A 25,959-nucleotide genomic window follows, 5' to 3' on the forward strand; every position below is an offset into this window, starting at 1 on the left:
GCGCCATGAGCTCGATTCACGATGCGACGGTGGCCGGCAGCGAGAAGCCGCCGGCCACCGTCAAGGTCTGGGACCCCTTTGTGCGCGTGTTCCATTGGTCGCTGGCCGGGCTGTTTCTGCTCGCGTATGCGACCGGTGACGAGATCGAGAATGTCCATATCGCCGCCGGCTACGCGATTGCGGGGTTGCTCGCGCTACGGATCTTATGGGGCTTCGTGGGGCCGCGCCATGCGCGCTTCAGCGACTTCGTGCGCTCGCCGCGCGCGGTGCTCGCCTACATGCGCGACGTGGCGCTGCTGAGGGCGCCACGCTATCTCGGCCACAATCCTGCCGGCGGCACGATGGTCGTGGCGCTGATCGTCATGCTGATCGGCACCTGCACCTCCGGTTACATGATGACGATTGGCAGCTTCTGGGGAGCAAAATGGGTGGAAGAGGTCCATGAGGCGTTCGCCAACCTCACGATCGGCCTCGTCGTCGTCCATGTGCTTGGCGTCCTCGTGGCGAGCTTCGAGCACCGCGAGAGCCTGGTGAAGGCGATGATCACCGGGAGGAAGCGTCCGTCATGAGCGAGCCCGGGGATGCCCCGGCACGAAGGCTTCTCAAACGCTCATCTGCCGACAAATCGGCTTCCGTTCCACCACAGCGTGCGGCTCGTGCCCCTCCCGTCCACGACTTCAACGACGGCCTGATCGTGGGAAGAAGACAGCCGAACGTCATGAGCGTGCATGGAAAGCACACGTCTGTAACGCCCGCTTTTCGAGACATACACCTCGTGCAGGCACCCTGCGGACCCGCAATAAACTGCCCTGTTGCGGCAACGAAAGTCGTCAAAATGGAGAGCCAGGAATTGAGCGCCCGGCACGGTCAGATAAAGAGCAAAGCGTTGGGCAGCGGCGATTGGCGCGCCGCACGCGGCATCCCATTTCCGCACGTCCGCTCGGATTTCAGGCGGCAGCATTTCGATGTGCGCAGAACTCCAGGGGTCCTGCGCCGTTCCGCTATGGGAGAGTGCCGGCTGCACAAGCCCAACCAGCGCGACAAAGCCGGTTGCCAGGATCGACGCGAATCTTGTTGGTCTCACGGCCGCCTCTCCGAAGGATGCAAAGCCAGCCTAGCTTCCCGGGCTGGGACGGAATTGAGCAAGATCAACCGAAGCCCTCCCGGGACGGCGAGCAGCCTTCCAAAGTGGTGGGCCCGCTTGAGACAGATCAACGCCCCAACGCGCTGGTGGGTTAAGCGAAATCTGCAATCGAGCAGCGCTTCGCTCGCCGGCGAATGCGGGACATTCCTCATGCGAGTCCGCCACGGACCTCTCCTTCTCACCTTCTCTGGCGGCACGCTCGCTCGTACGCTCATCGCCATTGCATTGAGCTTGTTACCTTCCGTGTCGATGGCACAGGACGAGGTGAAGCTGAGCGATGCGCAGGCGCGCAATCTCGGGGTGCGCGTGACCCATCCGGTCGCGAGCCGGACCGATCTGACGCTGCCCTATCCCGTCCAGGTCGTCATCCCGACGCAACAATTGTGGGTCGTCAGCGCGCCGGTAGCCGGCATGGTCGCCACTCTCCTGGTCGGGCGCGGTGACCGCGCCACGGCCGGCCAGCCGCTGGTCACTCTGGAAAGTCCGAGCTTCGTCTCCCAGCAACGCGACTATCTGCACGCGATCGCGCAGGAGCATCTCGCCAACCAGCAACTCAATCGGAATGCGGATCTGTTCGAGGGCAAGGCCGTTCCGCAACGCGTGCTGGAGGCCAGCCAGGCCGAAGCGCGCCAGGCCGCCCTCGTCGTCGCCGAACGGCGTCAGATGCTGCATCTGAGCGGGATGTCCGACGATGCAATCTCCCGGCTGGCCCAGCAAGCGGCGATCAGCGGGACGCTCACGGTCAATGCACCGCAAGCCGCGTCCGTGGTCGAACTCGCGGTGTCACCAGGGCAGCGGCTCGAACAATCCGCACCGCTCGTCAAGTTGGCGCGGCTCTCGCCGCTATGGGCGGAAATCGCGGTCCCTGCCGCCAATATTCGAGCGATCCGTACCGGCGCGAAAGTCGAGATCGAGGGCTATTCCACCCCGGGCAAGGTCGTGTTGGTCTCAGAGACCATCGATCCTGCCACCCAGACTATTCTGGTTCGCGCGGAAGTCCCCAACGACGGCGAGCTGCATCCCGGCCAGACCACCGCGGCCCGCATCGGATTTCTCTCGACCGGCGAAAGCGCCTGGGAGATCCCTTACAGCGGGCTAGTCCGGCGGGGCGAGCAAACGTCGGTCTTCGTCGCCTTTGACGGCGGCTTCCGGCTGGTGCCGGTCAAGCTGCTTGCGGAAGATCAGGACCATGTGGTCGTAGCGGGCGCCGTCTCGGCCCGGGATGAGATCGCGATCGGCGGCATCTCGGCGCTTCGCGGCATCCTCTCCGGACTGGGGCAGTAAATGCTCCGGCGCCTGGTCGCGTTCGCACTGTCGCAGCGGCTGTTCGTCATGCTCGGCGTGCTGCTGGTGATCGGCGCCGGCGCTGTCCTCCTGCCCGGCTTGCCGATCGATGCCTTTCCTGACGTTTCGCCGGTTCAGGTCAAGGTCATCATGAAGGCGGCGGGCCTCACTCCCGAAGAGGTCGAGCAGCGCATCACCGTTCCCGTCGAGCTCGAACTGCTCGGATTGCCGAACAAGAAGGTGCTTCGTTCGACCACGAAATACGCGCTGGCAGACATCACCGTCGATTTCGAGGACGGCACCGACATCTACTGGGCGCGCAACCAGGTCTCGGAGCGCTTGTCGAACATCTCGCGCGATTTCCCGGACGGGGTGAGCGGCGGTCTGGCGCCGATCACGAGCCCGCTCGGCGAGATGTTCATGTTCACGATCGACAGTCCCGAGCTGTCGCTCGCGGAACGCCGCACCCTGCTCGACTGGGTGATCCGCCCGGCCTTGCGGACCGTCCCCGGCGTTGCGGACGTCAATGCGCTCGGCGGCTATGTCCGCGCCTTCGAGATCGTGCCGCGCAACGATGCGCTGGCCGCGCGCGGCATTTCCTACGATTTGTTTCGCCGGGCCATCGAAGCCAACAGCCGCAACGACGGCGCCGGACGGGTGAACCAGGGCGAGGACAGCGCTCTGGTTCGAATCGAAGGCAGCATCCGGTCGATCGAGGACATCAAGGCCATCGTCGTCGACACCCGCGAGGGCGTGCCGATCCTGGTCAACGACGTCGCGAGCGTCAAAGTCGGGACGCTGACCCGCTATGGCGCCGTCACGGCGGACGGCCGCGGCGAAACCGTCGAGGGACTGGTCCTCGGCTTACGCGGCGCCAACGCGGGTCAGCTGATCCGTGACGTGCGTGCTCGGCTCGCGGAGCTGCAACCCTCGCTGCCGAAGAGCGTGTCGATCAACGTGTTCTATGACCGCAGCCGCCTGGTCAACCGCGCCGTCGGCACCGTGGTGCGTGCCCTCGGCGAGGCCACCGCCGTCGTCATCGTCCTTCTGCTGCTTTTCCTCGGCAACTGGCGGGCCTCACTGGTGATCGCGCTCAGCCTGCCGCTGGCCATCGTCATCGCCTTGATCGTCATGCGCGTGGTGGGAATGTCGGCCAATCTGATGAGCCTCGGCGGACTTGCGATCGCGATCGGCATGCTGATCGACGCGCTGGTCGTCGTGGTCGAGAACATCGTCGGCAACCTCGGCAAGCACGCCCCGGACAAGGCCACTCCGCTGATCCACCTGATCTACCGTTCGGTCTGCGAAGTCCTGGAACCGGTCGCCTCGGGTGTGCTCATCATCATCATCGTGTTCGTCCCGCTGCTGACGCTGCAGGGGTTGGAGGGCAAGCTGTTCATCCCGGTCGCGCTGGCCATCATCTTCGCGTTGGCCGGCTCGCTGCTGCTGTCGCTCACCGTGATCCCGGTCGCAACCTCCTTCGTACTCAAGTCGGCGTCACATCGCGATCCCCTGCTGGTGCGTGCGGCCCAACGGATCTACGCGCCGGCACTGGACTGGGCCCTCAACAACGAGCGCAAGGTGATGGCTGCGGCGCTGATCGGCCTCGTCGCGGCGGGCTTCGCCTATACCCAGCTCGGCAAGACCTTCATGCCGACCATGGATGAAGGCGACGTCATCGTCAGCGTCGAGACGCTTCCGTCCGTCAACCTCGACGAGTCGCTAGCGATGAATGCAAGGCTGCAGACCGCGCTTCTGGCCGTACCTGATATTGCCGGCATCGTCGCGCGAACCGGGTCGGACGAGCTCGGCCTCGATCCCATGGGCCCCAACCAGACCGACACGTTCCTGGTGCTCAAGCCGGCCGCCGAGCGGGCGACCGACAATCGCGAAGCCCTGCTGCAGAAGCTTCGCGAGGTCCTCACCGGCTTTCCCGGCATCTCGCTCAGCTTCACCCAGCCCATCGACATGCGCGTGCAGGAGATGATCAGCGGCGTGCGCGGTGACGTCGCCGTCAAGATCTTCGGCCCCGACATCGCCAGGCTGAACGAAACCGCGGCAAAGCTGTCGGCGATCCTGTCCAGCATCGACGGTGCCGAGGACGTCTACACCACGCTGAATGAAGGCGCTCAATACTACACGGTTGCGGTCAACCGCATGGAAGCCGGACGCTTCGGCCTGACCGTGGATTCCGTCGTCAACTCGCTGCGGACGCAGATCGAGGGCCGGACCATCGGGACCGCGCTCGAGGACGGACGCCGCACGCCGATCCTCGTCCGGGGCAGCGAGACGACGCGGGAAGCGCCAACGCTGCTGGCCAGCCTGCCGCTCACGCTTGCCTCCGGACAGCACGTCGCGCTATCGCAGGTCGCCCGTATCCAACGCGTAGACGGTCCGGTGAAGATCGACCGCGAGGACGGCGCTCGCATGAGCGTGGTGCGCGCCAACGTCCGCGGTCGCGACATGGTCGGCTTCGTCGAAGCGGCCCGCCAGAAGGTGGCGACCGAACTCCCGCTGCCGAACGGTTACCGGCTGACCTGGGGCGGGCAGTTCGAGAACCAGCAACGCGCTGCCGCGCGCCTATCCGTCGTAGTCCCCGTCGCGATCGGCCTGATCTTCGTGCTGCTCTTCACAACATTCGGTGCCATCCGCCAGGCCCTGCTGGTGCTCGTCAACATCCCGTTTGCCCTGATCGGGGGCGTCTTCGCGCTGGTCGTGACGGGCGAGTACCTGTCGGTGCCGGCTTCGGTCGGGTTCATCGCGCTGCTCGGCATCGCCGTGCTCAACGGCGTCGTGCTGGTCTCCTACTTCAATCAGCTCCGTGCCCACGGCCTTCCCGAGGATCGCATCGTCGTCGAAGGCGCCATGCGCAGGCTTCGCCCCGTGCTGATGACCGCGAGCATCACTGCGCTTGGCTTGATCCCGCTGCTGTTCGCCTCCGGCCCGGGTTCCGAAGTGCAGCGACCGCTCGCAATCGTCGTGATCGGAGGACTGCTGTCCTCCACCCTGCTCACCCTGATTCTCCTGCCGATTCTGTATCGCCGCTATGGCGGATCGTCGAAGGTGGCCAAATGATCGAGCAGCCGGTCTGTCTGACGCTGATTGTGCCGCATCTCCTCCGCGAGGAGGTGTTCGACTATCTCACTGAGCAGACCGACCTGGTTTCGGGATTCACGGCATCGCACGGAGCCGGTCACGGCACTGAGATCCGCTTGCATACGGCCGCCGAGCGCGTGAAAGGCCACGCCGATCAGGCCGTCGTGCAGGTGGTGCTCGCAGGGACAGATGCCGGCCGCTTGCTCGACCGTCTGCGGGTTTCGTTCGCCGGAACCAAGCTGGTCTACTGGACGATACCCGTGACGGAACTCGGCACGATCGACTGAGCGGGCCTACTCCGCCGACGCCCTGGCGTGCCGCTCGGACGATTCCAGCGCCGCGGCGGTCAGCTTGCGGCGGCGCCAGATGGTGCCGACCACCAGCACGACGACGACGCCGAGCGCTGCGCAGAAATATTCGCCGCCCGCCCCGCCATGGCCGAATTGCGGCGGGATGCGCAAGGCGCCGAGCATCGAGTCGAGCGCGGCACCGAACGGACCGTCGAACAGCGTGTGCAGCTTGGGCGCGACGCCGGGATCGGTCGCCATCACCTCGCCCGCGATCCAGCCGAGCAGCGCAGCACCCGCCCAGACCAGCACCGGCAGCTTCTCGAGCAGCGCCATGATCAGCGCCGCACCGGCGACGATCAGCGGCACGCTGATGGCAAGGCCGAGGATCAGGAGCGGCACGCTGCCATTGGCGGCGGCTGCGACCGCAATGACGTTGTCGAGACTCATGACGATGTCGGCGACCACGACGATCTGCACGGCCTGCCACAGATGCGAGGCAGCGTCGACGTCGTCCTCGTCCTCATGTTCCGGCACCAGCAGCTTGGCCGCGATCACGATCAGCGCGAGTCCGCCGATCAGCTTGAGGTACGGCAACTCCATCAGGGTTGCGACGATGCCGGTGAAGATGATCCGCAGCAGCACCGCGGCGCCGGCACCGAAGATCATGCCCCACAGGCGGTGTCGCGGCGAGAGGCCGCGGCAGGCGAGCGCGATCACCAGCGCGTTGTCACCGGACAAAAGGATGTTGATCCAGATGATCTTGCCGACCGCAATCCAGAAAGTCGGTTCGGCCATCTCGTTGCGAAACTGGGTGAAGAACGCCCCGATCGTTGCGGGATCGAAGATCTGCCAGAGCCAGCTCACAATACGTCCTTTCGCCCCGTCGATTTAACTTATCAGCCGATGGATCAGCCGACGATCTCGTTGCCCGAGAAGAACTGCGCGATCTCGATCGCGGCGGTCTCCGGCGCATCCGAGCCATGCGCGGAATTCTCGCCGATCGACTTGGCGTAGAGCTTGCGGATGGTGCCGTCGGCGGCCTTCGACGGATCGGTCGCGCCCATCGCGTCGCGGTACTTGGCGATGGCGTTCTCGGCTTCCAGCACCTGGACGACGACCGGGCCCGAGGTCATGAACTCGACGAGCTCGCCGAAGAACGGCCGCGCCTTGTGGACGGCATAGAAGGTCTCGGCCTGTTCCTTGGTCATGCGGATGCGCTTCTGCGCGACGATGCGCAGGCCCGCCTTTTCGATCACGGCGTTGACGGCGCCGGTCAGGTTACGCGCGGTCGCGTCGGGCTTGATGATCGAGAAAGTGCGTTCGATGGCCATAATCTTGTCCTTGGGAAGAAAAGCGGTGGTTGTCGAGTTGCCGGGCTTATATCGGCGCCTTTGCCATCCGGCAAGCGATCGCCGGTATGACGTCACAGGCGCTTCGCCGCAGGACCGGAGGATGCGGTTTCAACCTGGATTACGACAATTTCACCCAGATGAACCCAATCTGAAGCCCCTGTCAGGATTCGGTTCAGCCTTGCCGGCGTAGGGTTGGCCCCATCGAAACTGAAGCCCGATCACGGGCGGACCGTTTCGGCGGCCTTTCCATCGGACGCGATAGCCCCGCGCCGGCAGTATTGAGGAGATCACCATGTTGAGGAAACTTTCGCTTGCCGCCGTCGCTGCGGTTGCGCTGGGTGCCGCGCTGGCGCCGACCTCGGCTTCCGCCCACTGGCACGGTGGCGGCCCGGGCTGGCACGGCGGCGGCGGTGGCTGGCACCGCGGCCATGGCTGGGGCGGTCCGCGCTTCTATGCCCCCGTCTCCTACGGTTATGGCGGCTGCTATGTGCGCCGGTTGGTCCCGACCCCCTGGGGACCCCGCTGGCGGATGATCAACCGCTGCTACTGAGCCCGACAGCACCTTAACTTAAAGGCTACCGCCCCCCCGGTTGCCTTCCAAGAGAAGCCCCGGCGATCCCCCCGCCGGGGCTTCGCATTTTGGGCGGATATGGCGGGACTCATACAATTTTGACGAGAATGCCGGCATTCCCCCAAAAACGGCGAAACCATTTTGGGGGCCAATGACTTGGTACCGTGTCCTAACTTTGAGCACACGGAACCTGCGCGATGGCTGGCCTTTTTGCCAATGACAGTGAGCAGATCGACCGGCGGACCAGCCGTTCGATTTGCGATGCGGTGGGCGAACGGCTCCAGCAGAGCCTGCGTCCCGAACCCCAGCTCCCGACCCATCTCGAGCAGCTCATGAAAGAGCTGAGGCAGCGCGACCGCGACTCGCATTGAGCCGAGCATGATCCGGAAAAGTGTGAAGCGGTTTTCCGGAACGATCATGCTTGAACGATAACCCCGGAAAAACGGGTTGCGTTCGGCGCGCCTTGCGGTGACAAGGCCGCATGCTTGGGATCACCGACCTCTCCATCCGCCTCGCCGGACGCCTTCTGATTGACCAGAGTTCCGTGCAGATCACGCCGGGATCGCGCGTCGGCCTGGTCGGACGCAACGGCACCGGCAAGTCGACGCTGTTCAAGGTGATCCGCGGTGAGCTCGCGGCAGAGCACGGCTCGGTGACCCTGCCGCCGCGCTGGAGCGTCGGCAGCCTCGCCCAGGAAGCCCCGAACGGACCCGAAAGCCTGATCTCCGTCGTGCTCAAGGCCGACCTCGAACGCGACGCGCTGCTTCACGAAGCCGAAAGCGCGACCGATCCGCACCGGATCGCCGAGATCCAGACCCGCCTGGTCGACATCGACGCGCATTCGGCGCCGAGCCGTGCCGCCGCGATCCTCTCCGGCCTCGGCTTCTCCGCCGCCGATCAGCTCCGCCCCTGCGCCGAATTCTCCGGCGGCTGGCGCATGCGCGTCGCGCTCGCCGCGACGCTGTTCGCAGCCCCCGACCTGTTGCTGCTCGACGAGCCCACCAACTATCTCGACCTCGAGGGAACGTTGTGGCTGGAGGATCACCTCGCGCACTATCCGCGCACGGTGATCGTGATCAGCCACGACCGCGATCTCCTCGAAAGCTCGGTCGACCAGATCCTGCATCTGGAGCGCGGCAAGCTTACGCTCTACAGGGGCACCTATTCTTCGTTCGAAGAGCAGCGCGCCGCGCGCGAGCTGCTCGATGCCAAGCAGGTCAAGCGCCAGGAGGCCGAGCGCGCCCGCCTGCAGGCCTTCGTCGACCGCTTCAAGGCCAAGGCTTCGAAAGCCCGCCAGGCACAGTCTCGCGTGAAAATGCTGGAGCGGCTGAAGCCGATCACGGCGCTGGTCACCGAGGACGTGCGCGAGATCAGCTTTCCGGCGCCGGAAAAGATCCTGTCGCCGCCGATCATCGCCGTGGACAACGCCTCCGTCGGCTACGATCCGGCTAGCCCCGTGCTCAATCGCGTCACCTTGCGCATCGACAATGACGACCGCATTGCGCTGCTGGGTGCCAACGGCAACGGCAAGTCGACGCTGGTCAAGCTGCTCGCCGGAAGGCTTGCGCCGTTCTCCGGCAAGGTGACGCGCGCGGACAAGCTGTCGATCGCCTATTTTGCGCAGCACCAGCTCGACGAGCTCAACGTGGACGCGTCCGCCTATGACCACGTCCGCAAGCTGATGGGCGACGCGCCCGAAGCAAAGGTGCGCGCGCGCGCCGGCGCGATCGGCTTCTCCGGCAAGGCAGCCGACACCAAGGTCGCCAAACTGTCGGGCGGCGAGAAGGCGCGGCTGCTGCTCGGCCTTGCGACCTTCTTCGGCCCCAACATGATCATCCTGGACGAGCCTACCAACCATCTCGACATCGACAGCCGCGCCGCGCTTGCCGAAGCCATCAACGAATTCCCCGGCGCCGTCATCATGGTCTCGCACGACCGCTACCTGATCGAGGCCTGTGCCGACCGGCTCTGGATCGTCGCCGACCGCACCGTCACCAATTACGACGGCGACCTCGACGAATACCGCCGCCTGGTGCTGTCCGCGCGCAACGGCGAGCCCGCACCGCGCGAGCGCAGTGTGCCAAGCGAAAAGCCGCAGCGCGCGCGGCCCGACAATCGCGGCTCGCTGAAGAAGCGCATCACCGAGGCCGAAGCCGAGATCGCCCGCGTCAGCGACATCATCACCAAGATCGACACGGCCCTCGCTTTGCCCGACATTTTTACGCGCGATCCCAAGCAGGCCGCGCAGCTGTCAAAGGCGCGCGCCAATGCCGCCGATGCGCTGGCGCGCGCGGAGGAGCAGTGGCTCGAGGCGAGCACGCAGTTCGACGAAGCGGCGGGTTGAATCCAAATCTGGAAAACAACCCCATGCACAGGAGCGGTAGTTAATCACCCTGCCTTAGTGGCTCACCAAGCTACTCTCATGGGATTGTCCGCTCAGTCCGCGAACTGCCCGGCCGCCTTGATGATCGGGGCCCAGCGGTCGACTTCGCTCGTCAGCATCGCGCCCAGCGCCTCGGGCGTCGCCTTGTCCTGCGGCACGGGCTCGGTGTTGATGTCGTTGAATCGGGCGATCAGCGCCGGATCCTTGAGCGCCGTCTGCAGCGCGGCCGTCAGCTTCTGCACGACCGCGGGCGGAGTGCCCTTGGGAGCATAGAGGCCATGCCAGACGCCGAGCTCGAATCCCTTGAGGCCCGCCTCATCGGCCGTCGGCAGATCGGGCAGACTCTTCAGCCGCTCCTTTGTTGTGATCGCATAGGCCTTGACCTGCTTGGCCGTGATCGGCCCGGTGGTGTTGGTCGCCTGGTCGCAGGTGAGATCGATCTGCTTGCCGAGCAGATCGTTCATGATCGGACCGTTGCCCTTGTAAGGCACCGTGGTGAGCTGCTTCTGGATCGCCGTCATGAACAGCATGCCGCAGAGATGCGATGCCGCACCTAACCCGGCATTGGCGTAAGTCAGCTTGTCGCCCTGCTGCTGGGCGTAGGCGACCAATTCCTTGAGCGTGTTGGCCGGAAAATCCGGACGCGCAATGATGGTCATCGGTGCATTGGTCACGAGGCCGATCGGCGCAAACGCCGTCTTCGTGTCATAGCTGAGATTGCGATACAGCGTCGCGGCGGTCGAGATGCCGACGTGATGGATCAGCAGCGTGTAGCCGTCGGGCTGGGCGCGCGCGGCGCGGGTCGTGCCGATGGTGCCGCCGGCGCCGGTCGCGTTCTCGACGACGATTTGCTGTCCCAGCGACTTCCCCATACCTGCGGCCGTCAGGCGCGCGATGGTGTCGGTCGGCCCGCCCGCCGCGAATGGAACCAGCATGGTGATGGGCCTCGTCGGATAGTCCTGGGCAACGGCCGCGCCGAGCGGCAGAAGCAGAGCCGATACGAGGGCAATCGAGAACCGCATGGTCTCCTCCAGATTTTTATTGCTCCATATGAGCGCATTCCTGGCCGCAAGACCATCAGGAAAGCGACTCATCAGAAGCGTGCAGCAATTGTTCGGCCGCAGCGGCGTTCCGGGAACATGTCGCGAAGAGCTGCCCGTCAATTCCGCCTGCTCGCCGTGCGCTAGGTCTGGCTCTCTGTCTCGCTCTCGAGCTTCGTTCGCAGGTCCGCGACGATGCGATGAACGGTTTGCAGGTCCTTGACCGGAAGCCCCTCCGAAAGGCCGTTGACCCACGGCGCCTGCAAAGCCATGGCGGCATCGAAGGCATGCCGCCCCTTGTCGGTCAGGACGACAAGCTGCGCTCGGCGGTGATGCGGATTGGCCTCGAAAGCAACGAGGCCTTCCGCGTGCAGATCATTGACGATCCGCTGCACGTTCTGGCGATTGGCACCCAGATCGCGGGCAAGCCAAGCCACCGGCTGGGGGCGCTCCGCATGCACGATGGCGCCGAGAATCTGCCAGCGAGCGCTCGTGAGCCCGAGCTGGGCCACCAAGCGGTCCCCTGCGGTCAGGAGCAGGCTGTTCAGCCGGAACAGGTCAAGCACGAGGTTCGACAGAGCATCACCGGCCGGCGTTCGCAAGGATTTCGGCATCCGTCACCATAAACTGTTATTGACATCATGATGTCAAATAATTACTACGTATAGTACCACATTGACACCATATTGCCATCTCGAACGGAACCTGCCATGGCGCACCTACGCCCTCTGGACCCTAACTTTCCCATTGAACGTCAGCTTGGCATCGACACCAGCCCCGCAGTGCTGGTGAATGTGTTCACGCTCGACAAGACCGACGAGCAGAGCTTCCTCCAGGTTTGGCAGGACGATGCAGCCTTCATGAAGCGGCAGCCGGGCTTCATTGCCACCCAGCTTCACCGCGCAATCGGCGATAGCCCGACATATCTGAACTATGCCGTCTGGGAATCGACTGCCCACTTCCGGGCCGCGTTCACACATCCTGAGTTCAGATCGAAGATCGCAGCCTATCCCTCCTCCGCCGTCGCCTCTCCGCACCTATTCGAGAAGGTCGCCGTGCCCGGCATCTGCGTCGCGTAGCTCGCCTTAAAGAACAGCAGGACCCGATGACCAAGATCATTCATCCCGTCGCGGGCGTGGTCGCGCTGACGACCATTGCGACCTTCTGGCTTTCCACGGCTCTCTCCGAGCTATTCGCGTCACACGCGAGCGTAACCCTGGTGAAGACAGCCATCCCCTGGGGCTTCCTGTTGCTGGTTCCGGCGCTGGCGGTGACGGGAGGTTCGGGTTTCTTTCTGGCAAAGGGACGGCGCGCTGGCCTGATCGGCGCGAAGATCAAGCGCATGCCGTTCATCGCGGGCAACGGCATCCTCGTTCTCATTCCCGCCGCCTTGTTTCTTGCCTCCAAGGCAAACGCCGCGGAGTTCGACACCACGTTCTACACAGTGCAGACTCTCGAATTGTTTGCCGGCGCGACGAACATCGGTCTTCTCGACCTCAATATGCGTGACGGCTTCAAGATGAAGGGCCGCTTGCGCACTCGCCAACGCGATCGCTTCGACACCAAGCCGACGCTGTGAGGGGCGCGCGCAAAGCGGGCTGCCGATCGAATCCGCCCAGGCTCGCCCGCGTCCTTCAGAAGCACGGCATCGATGGCGTCATTTGAGCGGACGGCGATCTATGGAGCAGTACAATAACTTCTCCGATGCGCGCAGCCGATCCGTTGTGGTGCCGGCGATCCGCGCTTACGCGTGCTTCTTCGGCTTTGGCTTGGTCGCCCTCGGCACCGGTTGCGGATCGGGGTTGCCCTCGATTGACGACAGACGTCCAGCCGTGAACGTGTAGATGCCGGCGCGCGGTCCCGTGGCCCAGGTGACGACGGCAACGCGGCGGCCGACGGCATCATTGGAGAGATTGACGTTCGATGGCGCGCCGATGCCGCGCACCACGTCGCATTCGGTGTGGCCGAGCGCGACCGTGCCGCCCGTCGGCGCCGGTGCCGTCGTCGATGCATTGGCATCGGCCGGCCCGGGAGGCGGCGCCATGCCGGGACAGCCGCCGTCGGCGCTGACGAGATCCTCAGCTCCGACCGCCTTGTCGGGGGTCAGCGGCGGGGATTCGATCGAGATGTTCTTGATGAAGAGACGGCTGGGCGTGTTGAACCATTGTGCGTCCTTGGACAGCAGATCGGTCCCCGAGCAGCCCGCGACCAGCGGTGCTACGGCAGCCAACGCAATTATGAGCGACTTGGGAAGCTTTTGATGTCGCACGATAAACCAAATTCCCCGCGTGAAGGACCAGCCCTAAGCGATTGTCCCAACATCACTTTGCGGCACGAAGGTGACAAAAGCCAGCATCGCCCGAAAAGTGCAAATTATCATTAATTGCGAAGGACCCCTAATTCCGACGCTGCCATCGGCCCCGCTCGTCGGCCTGCCAATAGGTGACATCAAATCCCCGCTCCTTGCAATCCGTCCAGGCGCTGCGGGCGAGCGCGAGTGCGTCCGGATCGTCGCCGTTGAACAGCAGCACCATGCGCGCATAGCCCTGCGCGTCCTGCGGCAGGGCGGCATTGTCGACCAGGAAGCGGACATGGGCGCCGTTGGGATTGCCCTCCTCGATCGCCAGCACGATCGGCTGATCGGCGGCATCGTTCACGCGCCATGTCGCGTGCGGCAGGAAGGAATCGTCGCGATAGGTCCATAGATGCGCGTCGAGCGCATCGGCGCGCTCTTCCGAGGTCGACTGCACCACGACGCGCCAGCCGCGCTCGAGCGATTTCTCGAGAAGCGGCGGCAACACGTTCTCCACCGTCATGTTTTGCAGATGATAGAACAGGACTTCGGTCATCTCAGGTCATTTGCGCTCGTAATGGTCGGCGACCAGGCGATCGAGCAGGCGGACGCCATAGCCGCTTGCCCAGCTCTGGTTGATGTCGGTCTTCGGCGCGCCCATGGCGGTGCCGGCGATGTCGAGATGGGCCCAGGGCGTGCCGTCGACGAAACGCTGCAGGAACTGCGCCGCGGTGATCGAGCCGCCATGGCGGCCGCCGGTGTTCTTCATGTCAGCGAACTGGGAATCGATCAGCTTGTCGTATTCGGGACCGAGCGGCATGCGCCAGACCTTGTCCCCGCTCTCGATGCCAGCCGCCAGCAGGCGTTCGGCGAGTTCGTCATTGTTGGAGAACATGCCGGCATGCTCGGTGCCGAGCGCGACCACGATCGCACCGGTCAGCGTCGCCAGATCCACCATGAATTTCGGCTTCACCTTCTTGGCGACGTACCAGAGCACGTCGGCCAGCACGAGCCGGCCTTCCGCGTCGGTGTTGATGATCTCGATGGTCTGGCCCGACATCGAGGTCACGATGTCGCCCGGCCGCTGCGCGTTGCCGTCGGGCATGTTCTCGACGAGGCCGATGGCGCCGACCACGTTGACCTTGGCCTTGCGCGCGGCAAGCGCGTGCATCAGGCCGACGACGCAGGCCGCGCCCCCCATGTCGCCCTTCATATCCTCCATGCTGCCGGCCGGCTTGATCGAGATGCCGCCGGTGTCGAAGCAGACGCCCTTGCCGACGAAGCTCACCGGCGCCTCGCCCTTCTTGCCGCCGTCCCAGCGCATGATCACGGTGCGGCTCGGCCGCGCCGAGCCCTGGCCGACGCCGAGCAGCGCGCCCATGCCGAGCTTCTGCATCGCCTTGACGTCGAGCACCTCGACCTTGACGCCGAGCTTGCGGAGCTGACTGGCGCGGCGCGCGAATTCCTCGGGGAAGAGCACGTTCGGCGGTTCGTTGACGAGATCGCGCGCGATGATCACGCCGTCGACGACGTGGCCGGCCGAGGCAAACGCCTTCTTCGCGGCAGCGGCATCGCCGACAGCAAGCGTGATGTCGGCGCGCGAACCGCCCTCCTCGCCGTCTTTCTTCTTGGTCTTGTAGCGGTCGAACTTGTAGGCGCGCAGGCGCAGGCCCGAGGCGATCGCAACCGCCTGCTCGCTCGTCATGGCACCACTTGGCAGTTCCGCCATGATGGTCATGGCGGCCGCCCCGGCGGCAAGCTTGCCCGCCGCCACACCGCCGAATTTGAGGAAATCGTTCGCCTTCAGGCCGGCCGCCTTGCCGGCGCCGATCACGAGCAGACGGGTGGCCTTCACTCCTTCCGGCGCCAGGATGTCGAGCGCAGCCCCGGTCTTGCCCTTGAAGGCGGCGGCGACGGCCGCACGCTTCACGAGTTCGATAGCGCCGCCCAGGGCCTTGGCCGTCGCCGGACCGACCTTCAGACTGTCGTCGCAAAACACGACCAGGATGCCACGGGCGGCGGCAGACAACGGGACAAAGCCGACCTTGATGGCATCGGACATGGGTAACTCCTTCAAAAATCTTGGTCTTTTTGCTGGTCACGGTTCCTGGCCAGGGCCGGACCTGAACGGCGATTCACTGAGCCTTCCGCACTATGGGCCAGCGCGCCGGCAGATGCCAAGCACCCCCCGTGGCCTCAAGGCCACAACGAGGGAAATATTAACCATATTATGAGGGTGCCACGGGGCAGCCATTTTGTTGACGGATCAAAGGGATGGTAGTGAGAGAGTGAGCTGGCGGAAGAGGCGCTCGCCAACCTTGGGGATCCCCTGATCGGGGATTGGTTGGACAGCGGAGTTTCGGCCGACATTGGGGACTTGGTGGGATTCGTGCGGTAGCGCATGGGGTCGATCGATAGGTATATCTTCCGCACGACGCTGGCGTCGTTTGCGCTGATCCTGGTCAGCCTCACCGGCGTGATCTGGATTACGCAGGCGTTGCGCGGCATCGACCTGATGACGAGCCAGGGACAGACCATCCTCACCTTCCTGGGCATCACCAGCCTCGTCGTGCCGGCCCTGGTCCTGATCATCTCGCCGATCGCGCTGATGATCGCGATCTCGCACACGCTGAACAAGCTCGCGACCGATTCCGAGATCATCGTGATGAATGCCGCCGGCCTGTCGCCGTTCCGGCTGTTCTATCCGTTCTTCTACGCCACCTGCGTGGTGGCGCTGCTGGTTGCCTTCATCGCGGCCTATCTCGCCCCCGACGGCATGCGGCGGATCAAGCAGTGGGATGCCGAGATCACCGCGGACGTGCTCACCAACATCCTGCAGCCCGGCCGCTTCGCCCAGCTCGACAAGAACCTCACGATCCGGATTCGCGAACGCCAGCCCGGCGGCATCCTTGCCGGCATCTTCATCGACGACCGCCGCGATCCCAACGAGCGCGTCTCGATCGTCGCCGAGCACGGCGAGGTCGTGAAGAACGAGACCGGCTCGTTCCTGGTGTTGGAGACCGGCAATCTCCAGCGCTTCGAGGCGGGCAAGCGCGATCCCGCGCTGGTGGCCTTCGGCCGCTACGGCTTCGACATGTCGAAGTTCTCCAACCAGGGCCGCGACGTCACCCTCGGCATCCGCGAGCGCTATCTCTGGGAGCTGCTCGCGCCGTCCGACAACGACCCCGTCTACAAGCAGATTCCCGGCCAGTTCCGCTCGGCCCTGCATGACAGCCTGCTCGCGCCGATCTATCCCTTCGCCTTCGCCGTGCTGACCTTCGCCTTCCTCGGTGCGCCCCGCACCACCCGCCAGAGCCGTAATTTCTCGATCGGCACTTCGGTCGTTGCGGTGTTCGGCCTGCGCATGGCCGGCTTTGCCTGCTCGGTCATGGCGGTGAAGTCGCCGAGCCCGGTGCTGGTACAATATGCGATGGTCATGGGCGCCATCGGCGTCGGGCTGTGGATGATCATCCGCGGCGTCGTGGTCGAGCCGCCCCCGGGCCTCATGGAGGCCATCAACAGGTCGAACGCGCGCATCGCGCAGCTGTTCGGACGGCCAGCCACCGCATGAGCATGCTCACCAACACACTCGGACGCTATTTCGCCGGCCGCTTCGTGATCGCGGCGCTCGGCGTGTTCGCGGGCATTTTCCTGCTGCTGGTGCTGGTCGACTACATCGAGATGGTGCGCAAGACCTCGGGGCTGGCGTCCGCCTCGGCGCTCATGGTGGCCGAGACCTCGCTGTTCAGGGTGCCGCAACTGCTGGAGAAGCTGACGCCGTTCTGCATGCTGATCGGCGCCATGACCTGTTATCTCGCCCTCTCCCGCCGGCTCGAGCTCGTGGTTGCGCGCGCCGCCGGCATCTCCGCATGGCAGTTCATTTCACCGGCGCTCGGCAGCGCGCTCCTGATCGGGGTGATCGCAACCGTCGCCTACAATCCGATGTCGGCGAATCTGCGTGAGCTCTCCAAGCGCATGGAAGCCGAGCTGTTCGGCTCGGCGCCCGGCGGCGGCATCCAGGACGCTTCCGGCTTCTGGCTCAATCAGGTGACCAGCGACGGCCAGACCATCATCAACGCCGCGCGCAGCGAGCAGCAGGGCGTCCGACTCACCGGCCTGACGCTGTTCCGCTTTGACACAGACAGTCACTTCAAGGAGCGGATCGAGGCGCGCGAGGCGACACTGGAGTCCGGCCACTGGCTGTTCAAATCCGTTCGCCGCTTCTCGCTGGACTCCCCGCCGATCGATCAGGCCACCCTGGAGATTCCAACGACGCTCACCGAGGCGCAGGTCCGCAACAGCTTTTCCACCCCCGAGACTGTGTCCTTTTGGCAACTACCGAGCTACATCCGCTCATCCGAGAGCTCAGGCTTCGCGACAGCCGGATACCGACTCCAGTATCAGAAGCTTCTGGCACAGCCGTTTTTGCTTGCGGCCATGGTGATGCTCGCGGCCTCCGTGTCGTTGCGCTTCTTCCGGATGGGCGGCGTGCAGAAGATGGTTTTGAGTGGCGTGGGCGCAGGCTTTCTGCTCTACGTTCTGTCGAAAGTGACTGAAGACTTGAGCAAGGCTGAGTTGATGCATCCGATCGCTGCGGCGTGGTTGCCCGCGGTGGTGGGCGGCCTCACCGGCTTTTTGGCCTTGTTGTACCAGGAGGACGGTTAGTGACTGCCGTCCATCGAGGACCCGTGTCTCGTTTGACGCGCCGCATCGTGATGCGCGCGAACGGGTCCGGCTTGTCTCTTCGCAGGCTCATGATGGCCGTGGCTGCCGTGGCATCGCTCGGCGCGCTGATCGACGTTGCTGCCGTGGCCCCCGCCTCGGCCCAGAGCTTCACCTATAATCCGCTGCCGCCGCGTCCGAAGCCGCCGAAGGCCGCCAACGACAACCAGATGCTGGTTCAGGCGACCGAGGTCGACTACGACTACAACAATTCACGCGTCTCCGCGGTCGGTAACGTCCAGCTGTTCTACAACGGCACCAGCGTCGAGGCCGACAAGGTCATCTACGACCAGAAGACCAAGCGGCTGCATGCCGAAGGCAACATCCGCATGACGGATGCCGACGGCAAGATCACCTATGCCGAGATCATGGATCTCTCCGACGATTACCGCGACGGTTTCGTCGATTCGCTGCGTGTGGACACGGCCGACCAGACCCGCATGGCCGCGAGCCGCGCCGACCGCTCCAGCGGCAACTACACAGTGTTCGAGAACGGCGTCTACACGGCCTGCGCGCCGTGTAAGGACGATCCGAAGAAGCCGCCGCTGTGGCAGGTCAAGGGTGCCCGCATCATCCATGACCAGCAGGAGAAGATGCTGTATTTCGAGACGGCGCAGATCGAATTCTTCGGTGTGCCGCTCGCTTACATGCCCTATTTCTCGACGCCCGACCCGACCGTGAAGCGCAAGAGCGGCTTCCTGATGCCGGGCTATGTTTCCGGCACGACGAACACGGGCTATGGCGTCGAGGTTCCCTATTATTGGGCGATCGCGCCCGACATGGACGCGACCATCAACCCCCGCTTCTTGTCGCGGCAAGGCGTGCTGCTGCAGGGAGAATTCCGGCAGCGCCTGATCGACGGCGCCTACCAGATCCGCGCCTATGGCATCGACCAGCTCGATCCCGGCGCGTTCTCCGGGCAGCCGGGCGACAAGCAGTTCCGCGGCGCCGTCGACACCAAGGGTCAGTTCGCGCTGAACGACAAATGGGTCTGGGGTTGGGACGGCGTCCTGATGTCCGACTACTATTTCTTCTCGGACTACCGGCTCTACCAGTACCGCGATCCGCTCGGCTCGTTCCTGCTGCTGCCGACAGAGGCGCTGTCGCAGCTCTATCTGACCGGCGTCGGCAACCGCAGCTTCTTCGACGCGCGCACGATGTACTGGCTGAGCTATTCGGGTAACCAGAGCCAGGTGCCGATCGTCTATCCGGTGATCGACTACTCCAACGTGCTCAACTATCCGGTGTTCGGCGGCGAGTTCAGCTACAAGACCAATTTCGTGAACATGTCGCGTGACCAGGCGGTGTTCGATCCGATCACCACGATCGCGAACACCAACAGCCTGTGCACGACGGCGTCGGCCGATCCGCTCGCCCGCACGCCGTCGCAGTGCCTGCTGCGCGGCTTCCCCGGCACCTACACCCGCCTCACGGCCGAGGCGCAGTGGCGCAAATCCTTCACCGATCCGCTCGGCCAGATCTGGACGCCGTTCGCCAGCCTGCGCGCCGACGCGATCAACTCCTCGGTTTCCAACCAGCCGGGCGTGTCGAACTATCTCCCCGTCGGCGACACCCAGGCGTTCCGCCTGATGCCGACCGTGGGCCTGGAATACCGCTACCCTTTCATCAACATTCAGCCCTGGGGCTCGACCACCGTCGAGCCGATCGCGCAGATCATCATCCGGCCGAACGAGACCTATGCCGGCAAGCTCCCGAACGAGGACGCCCAGAGCATGGTGTTCGACGCCTCGAACCTGTTCAGCGTCGACAAGTTCTCCGGCTACGACCGCGTCGAGGGTGGCGGCCGCGCCAATGTCGGCGTGCAGTCCACCACGCAGTTCGACAAGGGCGGCGCCGTCAAGGCCCTGTTCGGCCAGTCCTACCAGCTGTTCGGCATGAACTCCTTCGCGGTCCAGGACCCCATCAATACCGGCCTCAATTCCGGCCTGGACAAGCCGCGTTCCGATTACGTCGCGAGCGCCAGCTACTCGCCCAACAGCACCTACACGTTCAGCGTTCGCTCCCGCATGGACGAGCAGACCTGGAACGTGCAGCGCTTCGAGGCGGAAGGCCGCGCCAACTTCAATCGCTGGGCGGTCAGCGTGCTGTACGGCAATTACGCGGCGCAGCCGGAGCTCGGCTATCTGACCCGCCGCGAGGGCATCCTGACCTCGGGCTCCATAAAGCTCGCGACCAACTGGGTGGTGTCGGGCTCGGCGCGGTGGGACCTCGAGGCCAACAAGATCAACCAGTATGTGCTCGGTGCCGGCTATGTCGACGATTGCTTCGTGCTGGCGGCGAACTACGTAACTTCGTATAGCTACTCGGCGGGCACCGCGCCGCCCGTCCTGAGCCATGCGTTCATGTTCCAGATCGGCCTGCGCACGCTGGCGACCTCGTCGACGACCAGCAGTTCCGCCGGCCTCCAGTGAACGGTTTGAAGTGCCGGCCGCGCTTGCCCCCATCACAGGCTCGACGCGGCTGACATGCGAGCGACAATCATGACGACCCCATTGCCCGTCTTCCGCCTTCTCCTCGCCATCGCTGCCGGACTGGTCCTGACCGGACTGCCCTCGCCGTCGCGCGCGCAGAACATCGTCGTCATGGTCAACGGCGACCCGATCACCGATTTCGACATCGAGCAGCGCTCCAAGCTCGACCAGCTGACGACGCAGAAGACCCCGAGCCGGCAGGAGGTCATCAACGAGCTGATCGACGACAAGGTGAAGATGAAGGAGGGCAAGAAGTTCGGGGTCGATCCCGGCGTCTCCGACATCAACCAGTCCTACGAAGGCATGGCGCAGCGCATGCGCATCACGCCGGACCAGCTCACCAAGTCGCTCGAATCCAAAGGCGTGCGCCCCGAGACGCTGAAGGGCCGCATGAAGGCCGAGATGGTCTGGACCAGCCTCGTGCGCGGCCGCTTCAAGGAGAAGCTGCTCGTCGGCGAGCGCGACGTCGCGCAGGCCGTGCAGGCCCAGACCGGCGACAAGCTCCAGATCGAGGGCACCGAATACAAGATGCAGCCGATCGTGCTGATCGTGCCGCGCGGCTCGTCCGCCGCGTTCCTGGAAACACGGAAGAAGGAAGCCGAGAGCTATCGCGCGCGCGTCGGAAGCTGCGAGGAAGCCAACTCGCTGTTCCGCTCGACGCCGAACGCCACCATCCGCGACAGTGTCACCAAGACCACCGCGGAGCTGCCCGAGGCGCTGCGCAAGGTGCTCGACGACACCCCGATCGGCCATTTGACGGCGCCCGAGATGACCAAGAACGGCATCGAGATGGTGGTGCTGTGCTCGCGCAAGCCGACCATGATCGACACGCCGAAGAAGCGCGAGGTCCGCGAGAAGATGTATCAGGAGAAGTACGAGAAGACCCAGAAGGCCTATCTCGACGAGCTCCGCAAGGCGGCGATGATCGAATATCGCAACCGCTGATGGCCAATCGCGCAGCCAAACCGCATACCCTTCCCCTTGCCCTGACCCTGGGAGAGCCCGCCGGCATCGGCCCCGACATCACGATCGCAGCCTGGCTCCGGCGCCGTGAACTGAACCTGCCCGCCTTCTATCTGCTCGGCGACGAGGCGCTGATCGCCCGGCGCGCCAAGGCGCTCGCCGCCGCGCTCGGTGCCGATGTCAGGACCGCGGCGGTGAGCCCGGACGAGGCCGCTTCCGCCTTCATTGACGCCCTCCCGGTGGTCGCTACCGGCGAGCGCGCGACCGCCGAGCCCGGCACGCCCGACGCATCGAGCGCGCCGGCCGCGCTCGCCTCGATCCGGCAGGCGGTCACCGATGTCCGCGAGGGCCGCGCCGGCGCCGTCGTCACCAACCCGATCGCCAAGAGCGTGCTCTACCGCTCAGGCTTCCGTCATCCCGGCCACACCGAATTCCTCGCCGAGCTCGCCGCGGAAGGCGGCCGCGTGCCGCAGCCGGTGATGATGCTGTGGTCGCCGCGGCTCGCGGTGGTACCCGTGACCATCCACGTCTCGATCCGCGATGCGCTGGCAGAGCTCACCAGCGAGCTGATCGTCTCGACTGCTCGCATCGTCGCAGCCGAGCTGAAATCGCGCTTTGGCATCGCGCAGCCGCGCATCGCGGTCTCCGGCCTCAACCCGCATGCCGGCGAGGACGGCTCGCTCGGTCACGAGGAGCAGACGATCATCGCCCCCGCACTCAAGACGTTGCGTGGCGACGGCATCGAGGCCAGGGGCCCGCTGCCCGCCGACACCATGTTCCACGAGGCCGCGCGCAGCACCTATGACTGCGCCATCTGCATGTATCACGACCAGGCGCTGATCCCGATCAAGACCGTCGCCTTCGACGACGCCGTCAACGTCACGCTCGGCCTGCCCTTCATCCGCACCTCGCCTGATCACGGCACCGCCTTCGACATCGCCGGCACCGGCAAGGCCAATCCGGCCAGCCTGATCGCGGCGCTTCAGCTGGCCAGCCGCATGGCGGCTTCGCAAAGCTGATGAGCGCGATCGACGACCTCCCGCCGCTCCGCGAGGTCATTCGCCAGCACGCGCTGTCGGCGCGCAAATCGCTCGGCCAGAATTTCCTGCTCGACCTCAATCTCACCGCCCGCATCGCGCGCGCGGCAGTGCCACTCGAAGATTCCACCATCGTCGAGATCGGCCCGGGCCCGGGCGGGCTGACACGCGCGCTGCTCGCGCTCGGCGCGAGGCGCGTCATCGCCATCGAGCATGACGAGCGGGCGATCCCGGCGTTGCAGGATATTTCCGCGCGCTACCCTGACAGGCTCGAGATCGTGCATGGCGATGCCATGACCTTCGATCCCCGCCCGCTGCTCAATGGCGACCGCGCGAAGATCGTCGCCAACCTGCCCTACAACATCGCGACCCAGCTCTTGATCGGCTGGCTCACCACCGAGCCCTGGCCGCCCTGGTACGACATGATGGTGTTGATGTTCCAGCGCGAGGTCGGCGAGCGCATCGTCGCGCGCGAGGACGAGGAGGCCTATGGCCGGCTCGGCGTGCTCGCCAATTGGCGTTGCGAGACCAAGATCCTGTTCGACATTGCGCCGTCCGCCTTCGTGCCGCCGCCCAAGGTCACCTCCTCCGTCGTGCGCCTCACGCCGCGCGCAGAGCCGCTTGCCTGCGATCGCAAGCTGCTCGAGCAGGTCGCCGCGGCCGCCTTCGGTCAGCGCCGGAAAATGTTGCGGCAGAGTCTGAAGTCGCTGGGCGTCGACCCCGCGCGGCTCGCTGCGGCCGCCGGCGTCGATGCGACGCGGCGCGCCGAGACCATTCCGATCTCGGGCTTTGTTGCCATGGCGCGTGAATTGGCCAATATACGAACCGAAACAGAGCGATAATTTCGGAGGAAGAAATATGGCGTTGATGCGTCGGCAGTCCCTGGTCAAGTTTGATGCGCCGCTGTGCGAGACCATCGTCGACACGCCGAAGCCGAAAGGCGCCGAGGTGCTGGTGCGCATCGAGCGCTGCGGCCTCTGCCATTCCGACCTGCACATCCAGGACGGCTATGCCGATCTCGGCGGCGGCAAGAAGCTCGACACCACGCGCGGCATGACGCTGCCCTTCACGCTCGGCCACGAGATTGCCGGCGTCGTCGACGAAGTCGGCCCCGACGTCGCCACCGGCCTCGTCGGCGCGAAGAAGGCCGTCTTCCCCTGGATCGGCTGCGGCCAGTGCCGCGACTGCGCCAATGGCGACGAGAATCTCTGCGTGAAGCAGCGCTTCCTCGGCGTCTCCATCGACGGCGGCTTCGCCACCCACGTGCTGGTGCCCGACGCGAAATATCTGCTCGACTACGATCCCCTGCCCGTCAACCAGGCCGCGACCTTGATGTGCTCCGGCGTCACCGCCTATGGCGCGCTCAAGCGCCTGGTCGACCGTCCGCGCCAGCGCAATCTGCTGCTGATCGGTCTCGGCGGCGTCGGCATGATGGGCCTGTCGTTCGCGCAGGCGATGTTCAAGCAGCCGATCACGGTCGCCGACCTGTCGCCGGCCGCGCGCGACACCGCGCTGAAGAACGGCGCAGCCAACGCCTACGATCCGTCCGAGCCCGACGTGATCAAGCGCATCCTGAAGGAGACCGAAGGCGGCTTCGACGAGATCGTCGATTTCGCCGGCAACGAGAAGTCGATGGCCTTTGCGGTCGCGGTCGCCGCGCGCGGCGGCAAGATCGTGGTCTCCGGCCTGATGGGCGGCCAGTTCACATTGCCGATGGTGCAATGGGTCTACAAACGCATGACCATCGAGGGTTTCATGGTCGGAACGCTCAAGGAGGCCCAGGAGCTGATGGCGCTGGCGCGCGCCGGCAAGATCAAGCCGACGCCGATGCGCGAGGAGCCGATGGGCGACGTCCAGAAATGGATCGACGAGCTTCGTGCCGGCAAGGTCGTCGGCCGCATCGTGCTGAAGAACTGAGCCGCACGCAGCGGGCCCGACGCAAGTTGGGCCCGCGTGACGGAACGCCTGCTGCCCCGCCGCGTTGGCAGCCCATGTCCATTCGTTGCACCGTCGAAAGCGCATTCTTCATCGCCTGGAGCTGCCTGGAGCAGAGCGGCGAGCTCGGTCCGCCGGACGAGAGCGCCAACGTCATTCTCGACGCCATCGAAGGTCAGCTCAAAACCGGCGAACGCCGGCAGCTGATGCTCGCCAACAAGGCGATCGACGCCTATCGCGCGCACGCGGCGCTGCACCGATCCTCGTGGAATCGCGAAGCACGCTTCGGGTGATGGTCGTCGCCGCCCCTCGGGCCGCCGGCCCAGCGGCGTTTTGGCGGATTGAGGCCGGCGGTCCTCGGGCAAAGCGCACGGAATGCGGCACTCGGCGCCACATGCTACGCCAATCCGCAAGCCCGCTATGTTCACTCCTGAACAGACCTCGCCAGATCAGCGCTGCGCTAAGAACGCGCATGCAGACTCGCCCCTACCACTTCCGGGAGTCCAAGCCCGCGCGCTAGCATCTCAACTATGCACGGCCGCTTGTGTGCACTTTGGAACCGTCGGTTCCGCTGCGGAAACGTAGGGTTCTGGCTGGCGCCGATTCCCGGCCAGCCCAGAGAAGAAACTGTGACCGGTCGGCCCCCGAACGATCTGCTCCGGCAGCTCACCCACCAGGATTTCGAACTGCTCGCGCCTCACCTCCAGCCGGTCGAACTCGCGGCGAGCCACGTCCTGCATCACGCCGGCGACGACGTGGCGGCGGTACACTTTCCCTGCGGTTCCGCACTGGTATCGTTCGCCGTGCCGGTCGAGGACGATCGCGAGGTCGAAAGCCTGCTGGTGGGCCGTGAGGGTGCGGTGGGCCTTGCCGCAGGCCGCAACCCTTCGCTCGCATATTCGCGCATCGTCGTGAAGCTGGGCGGCACCCTCGTCCGGCTGCCACTGCGCGCACTCGAGCAGGCACAGCAGCGGTCGGCCACGCTTCAGGAGGTCTTTTCGCGCTACGCCGACTGCCAATTCGCGCAGCTGCTGCAGACGGCGGCCTGCAACGCCGCTCATTCGATCGAGCAGCGCGCCGCCAAATGGATCATCTCCGCAAAAGAGAGTATCGGCGGGGCCGAGATCCCCCTCACCCACGAGCAACTCGCCGGCATGCTCGGCGTCTCCCGCAGCTATGCCAGCCGCGTCATCCAGATGTTCAAGGCAAGGCGCATCCTCGCGACCCGCCGCGGCGCCATCCTGATCCTCGACGGGACAGCGCTCGAAGCCAGAGCCTGCTGCTGCAACGATTGGGTAAGGAAGCATTTTGATGAGGTGCTGGGCGGAGCGACACCTGCCGATGGCTAAAGCGAGAC

The 25,959-nt window shown here is 65.0% G+C and carries 25 protein-coding genes; 18 read left to right on the top strand and 7 right to left on the bottom strand.

Translation table 11 applies throughout. The annotated features are described in order from the left end of the window. Window positions 1-5 precede the first annotated feature (5 nt). The 4 genes from GDN70_RS22625 to GDN70_RS22640 all read left to right on the top strand — a co-directional run bounded on the left by GDN70_RS22625 (window position 6) and on the right by GDN70_RS22640 (window position 5,811). Complete coding sequence (locus GDN70_RS22625; protein ID WP_152103059.1) at window positions 6-569, top strand: cytochrome b/b6 domain-containing protein; 564 nt, start codon at window positions 6-8, stop codon at window positions 567-569. Window positions 570-1,294: 725 nt separating this feature from the next. Further along, window positions 1,295-2,428: an efflux RND transporter periplasmic adaptor subunit gene (locus GDN70_RS22630; RefSeq protein ID WP_049806442.1), complete on the top strand. Its 1,134-nt coding sequence runs from the start codon at window positions 1,295-1,297 to the stop codon at window positions 2,426-2,428. Beyond that, window positions 2,429-5,503, top strand: a complete 3,075-nt coding sequence (locus GDN70_RS22635) for an efflux RND transporter permease subunit (RefSeq protein ID WP_152103060.1) — start codon at window positions 2,429-2,431, stop codon at window positions 5,501-5,503. Further along, the gene (locus GDN70_RS22640; RefSeq protein WP_028144997.1) at window positions 5,500-5,811 is read left to right on the top strand and encodes a DUF3240 family protein; all 312 of its coding nucleotides are present in this window, start codon (window positions 5,500-5,502) and stop codon (window positions 5,809-5,811) included. The genes GDN70_RS22635 and GDN70_RS22640 overlap by 4 nt, the downstream gene beginning before the upstream one ends. Before the next feature lie 6 nt (window positions 5,812-5,817). Here the strand turns inward: GDN70_RS22640 and GDN70_RS22645 are convergent, their stop codons facing one another. Then, window positions 5,818-6,678 (bottom strand): TerC family protein, encoded by an 861-nt coding sequence (locus GDN70_RS22645; protein ID WP_028144998.1) that lies wholly within the window; start codon window positions 6,676-6,678, stop codon window positions 5,818-5,820. Window positions 6,679-6,722: 44 nt separating this feature from the next. Beyond that, on the bottom strand, window positions 6,723-7,145 hold the full coding sequence (gene ndk, locus GDN70_RS22650; RefSeq protein WP_018317541.1) for a nucleoside-diphosphate kinase: 423 nt from the start codon (window positions 7,143-7,145) through the stop codon (window positions 6,723-6,725). A 313-nt stretch (window positions 7,146-7,458) separates the two neighbouring features. On the opposite strand from ndk, the gene GDN70_RS22655 reads away from it, so the two are divergent. From GDN70_RS22655 to GDN70_RS22660, 3 genes are all read left to right on the top strand, one after another. Further along, entirely contained in the window at window positions 7,459-7,716 is a 258-nt protein-coding gene (locus tag GDN70_RS22655; RefSeq protein ID WP_018317542.1) for a hypothetical protein, read from the top strand. Between the two features lie 218 nt (window positions 7,717-7,934). Further along, window positions 7,935-8,108, top strand: a complete 174-nt coding sequence (locus tag GDN70_RS35120) for a hypothetical protein (RefSeq protein WP_162832233.1) — start codon at window positions 7,935-7,937, stop codon at window positions 8,106-8,108. A gap of 110 nt (window positions 8,109-8,218) precedes the next feature. Beyond that, on the top strand, window positions 8,219-10,081 hold the full coding sequence (locus GDN70_RS22660; protein ID WP_038972957.1) for an ABC-F family ATP-binding cassette domain-containing protein: 1,863 nt from the start codon (window positions 8,219-8,221) through the stop codon (window positions 10,079-10,081). 92 nt (window positions 10,082-10,173) lie between these two features. On the opposite strand, the gene GDN70_RS22665 is transcribed toward GDN70_RS22660, so the two are convergent. Then, window positions 10,174-11,142 (bottom strand): tripartite tricarboxylate transporter substrate-binding protein, encoded by a 969-nt coding sequence (locus tag GDN70_RS22665; RefSeq protein ID WP_018317545.1) that lies wholly within the window; start codon window positions 11,140-11,142, stop codon window positions 10,174-10,176. 161 nt (window positions 11,143-11,303) lie between these two features. Then, window positions 11,304-11,774 (bottom strand): MarR family winged helix-turn-helix transcriptional regulator, encoded by a 471-nt coding sequence (locus GDN70_RS22670; protein WP_152103061.1) that lies wholly within the window; start codon window positions 11,772-11,774, stop codon window positions 11,304-11,306. A gap of 96 nt (window positions 11,775-11,870) precedes the next feature. On the opposite strand from GDN70_RS22670, the gene GDN70_RS22675 reads away from it, so the two are divergent. Continuing rightward, entirely contained in the window at window positions 11,871-12,239 is a 369-nt protein-coding gene (locus GDN70_RS22675) for an antibiotic biosynthesis monooxygenase (RefSeq protein WP_026201869.1), read from the top strand. A gap of 26 nt (window positions 12,240-12,265) precedes the next feature. Beyond that, window positions 12,266-12,739, top strand: coding sequence for a hypothetical protein (locus GDN70_RS22680; protein ID WP_038972960.1), 474 nt, complete (start codon window positions 12,266-12,268; stop codon window positions 12,737-12,739). A gap of 165 nt (window positions 12,740-12,904) precedes the next feature. On the opposite strand, the gene GDN70_RS22685 is transcribed toward GDN70_RS22680, so the two are convergent. From GDN70_RS22685 to GDN70_RS22695, 3 genes are all read right to left on the bottom strand, one after another. Further along, window positions 12,905-13,390 carry a hypothetical protein gene (locus GDN70_RS22685; RefSeq protein WP_038946527.1) on the bottom strand — a complete coding sequence of 162 codons (486 nt, stop codon included), beginning with the start codon at window positions 13,388-13,390 and terminating at the stop codon, window positions 12,905-12,907. A gap of 166 nt (window positions 13,391-13,556) precedes the next feature. After that, the gene (locus GDN70_RS22690; RefSeq protein WP_018317550.1) at window positions 13,557-14,009 is read right to left on the bottom strand and encodes a DNA polymerase III subunit chi; all 453 of its coding nucleotides are present in this window, start codon (window positions 14,007-14,009) and stop codon (window positions 13,557-13,559) included. A 6-nt stretch (window positions 14,010-14,015) separates the two neighbouring features. Further along, window positions 14,016-15,515 (bottom strand): leucyl aminopeptidase, encoded by a 1,500-nt coding sequence (locus GDN70_RS22695; RefSeq protein ID WP_038972961.1) that lies wholly within the window; start codon window positions 15,513-15,515, stop codon window positions 14,016-14,018. A 339-nt stretch (window positions 15,516-15,854) separates the two neighbouring features. On the opposite strand from GDN70_RS22695, the gene lptF reads away from it, so the two are divergent. The 9 genes from lptF (at window position 15,855) to GDN70_RS22740 (ending at window position 25,951) form a co-directional block, all read left to right on the top strand. Beyond that, window positions 15,855-17,024: an LPS export ABC transporter permease LptF gene (lptF, locus tag GDN70_RS22700; RefSeq protein ID WP_028145004.1), complete on the top strand. Its 1,170-nt coding sequence runs from the start codon at window positions 15,855-15,857 to the stop codon at window positions 17,022-17,024. Further along, the gene (lptG, locus tag GDN70_RS22705; protein WP_038972962.1) at window positions 17,021-18,118 is read left to right on the top strand and encodes an LPS export ABC transporter permease LptG; all 1,098 of its coding nucleotides are present in this window, start codon (window positions 17,021-17,023) and stop codon (window positions 18,116-18,118) included. The genes lptF and lptG overlap by 4 nt, the downstream gene beginning before the upstream one ends. Next, window positions 18,118-20,607 (top strand): LPS-assembly protein LptD, encoded by a 2,490-nt coding sequence (locus tag GDN70_RS22710; protein WP_038946521.1) that lies wholly within the window; start codon window positions 18,118-18,120, stop codon window positions 20,605-20,607. The genes lptG and GDN70_RS22710 overlap by 1 nt, the downstream gene beginning before the upstream one ends. Before the next feature lie 69 nt (window positions 20,608-20,676). Then, entirely contained in the window at window positions 20,677-21,612 is a 936-nt protein-coding gene (locus tag GDN70_RS22715; protein WP_028145007.1) for a SurA N-terminal domain-containing protein, read from the top strand. After that, window positions 21,612-22,649 carry a 4-hydroxythreonine-4-phosphate dehydrogenase PdxA gene (pdxA, locus tag GDN70_RS22720; protein WP_097668187.1) on the top strand — a complete coding sequence of 346 codons (1,038 nt, stop codon included), beginning with the start codon at window positions 21,612-21,614 and terminating at the stop codon, window positions 22,647-22,649. Before GDN70_RS22715 ends, pdxA begins: the two co-directional genes overlap by 1 nt. After that, complete coding sequence (gene rsmA / locus GDN70_RS22725) at window positions 22,649-23,509, top strand: 16S rRNA (adenine(1518)-N(6)/adenine(1519)-N(6))-dimethyltransferase RsmA (protein ID WP_152103062.1); 861 nt, start codon at window positions 22,649-22,651, stop codon at window positions 23,507-23,509. The genes pdxA and rsmA overlap by 1 nt, the downstream gene beginning before the upstream one ends. Before the next feature lie 16 nt (window positions 23,510-23,525). Next, the gene (locus GDN70_RS22730) at window positions 23,526-24,584 is read left to right on the top strand and encodes an alcohol dehydrogenase (protein ID WP_038972965.1); all 1,059 of its coding nucleotides are present in this window, start codon (window positions 23,526-23,528) and stop codon (window positions 24,582-24,584) included. Window positions 24,585-24,658: 74 nt separating this feature from the next. Beyond that, window positions 24,659-24,895 (top strand): hypothetical protein, encoded by a 237-nt coding sequence (locus GDN70_RS22735; RefSeq protein WP_038972966.1) that lies wholly within the window; start codon window positions 24,659-24,661, stop codon window positions 24,893-24,895. A gap of 336 nt (window positions 24,896-25,231) precedes the next feature. Further along, window positions 25,232-25,951 (top strand): Crp/Fnr family transcriptional regulator, encoded by a 720-nt coding sequence (locus GDN70_RS22740; RefSeq protein WP_097668186.1) that lies wholly within the window; start codon window positions 25,232-25,234, stop codon window positions 25,949-25,951. Window positions 25,952-25,959: the final 8 nt, after the last annotated feature.

Origin of the sequence: Bradyrhizobium sp. TM102 (assembly GCF_009176685.1) — a bacterium.
Taxonomy (GTDB): domain Bacteria; phylum Pseudomonadota; class Alphaproteobacteria; order Rhizobiales; family Xanthobacteraceae; genus Bradyrhizobium; species Bradyrhizobium ottawaense.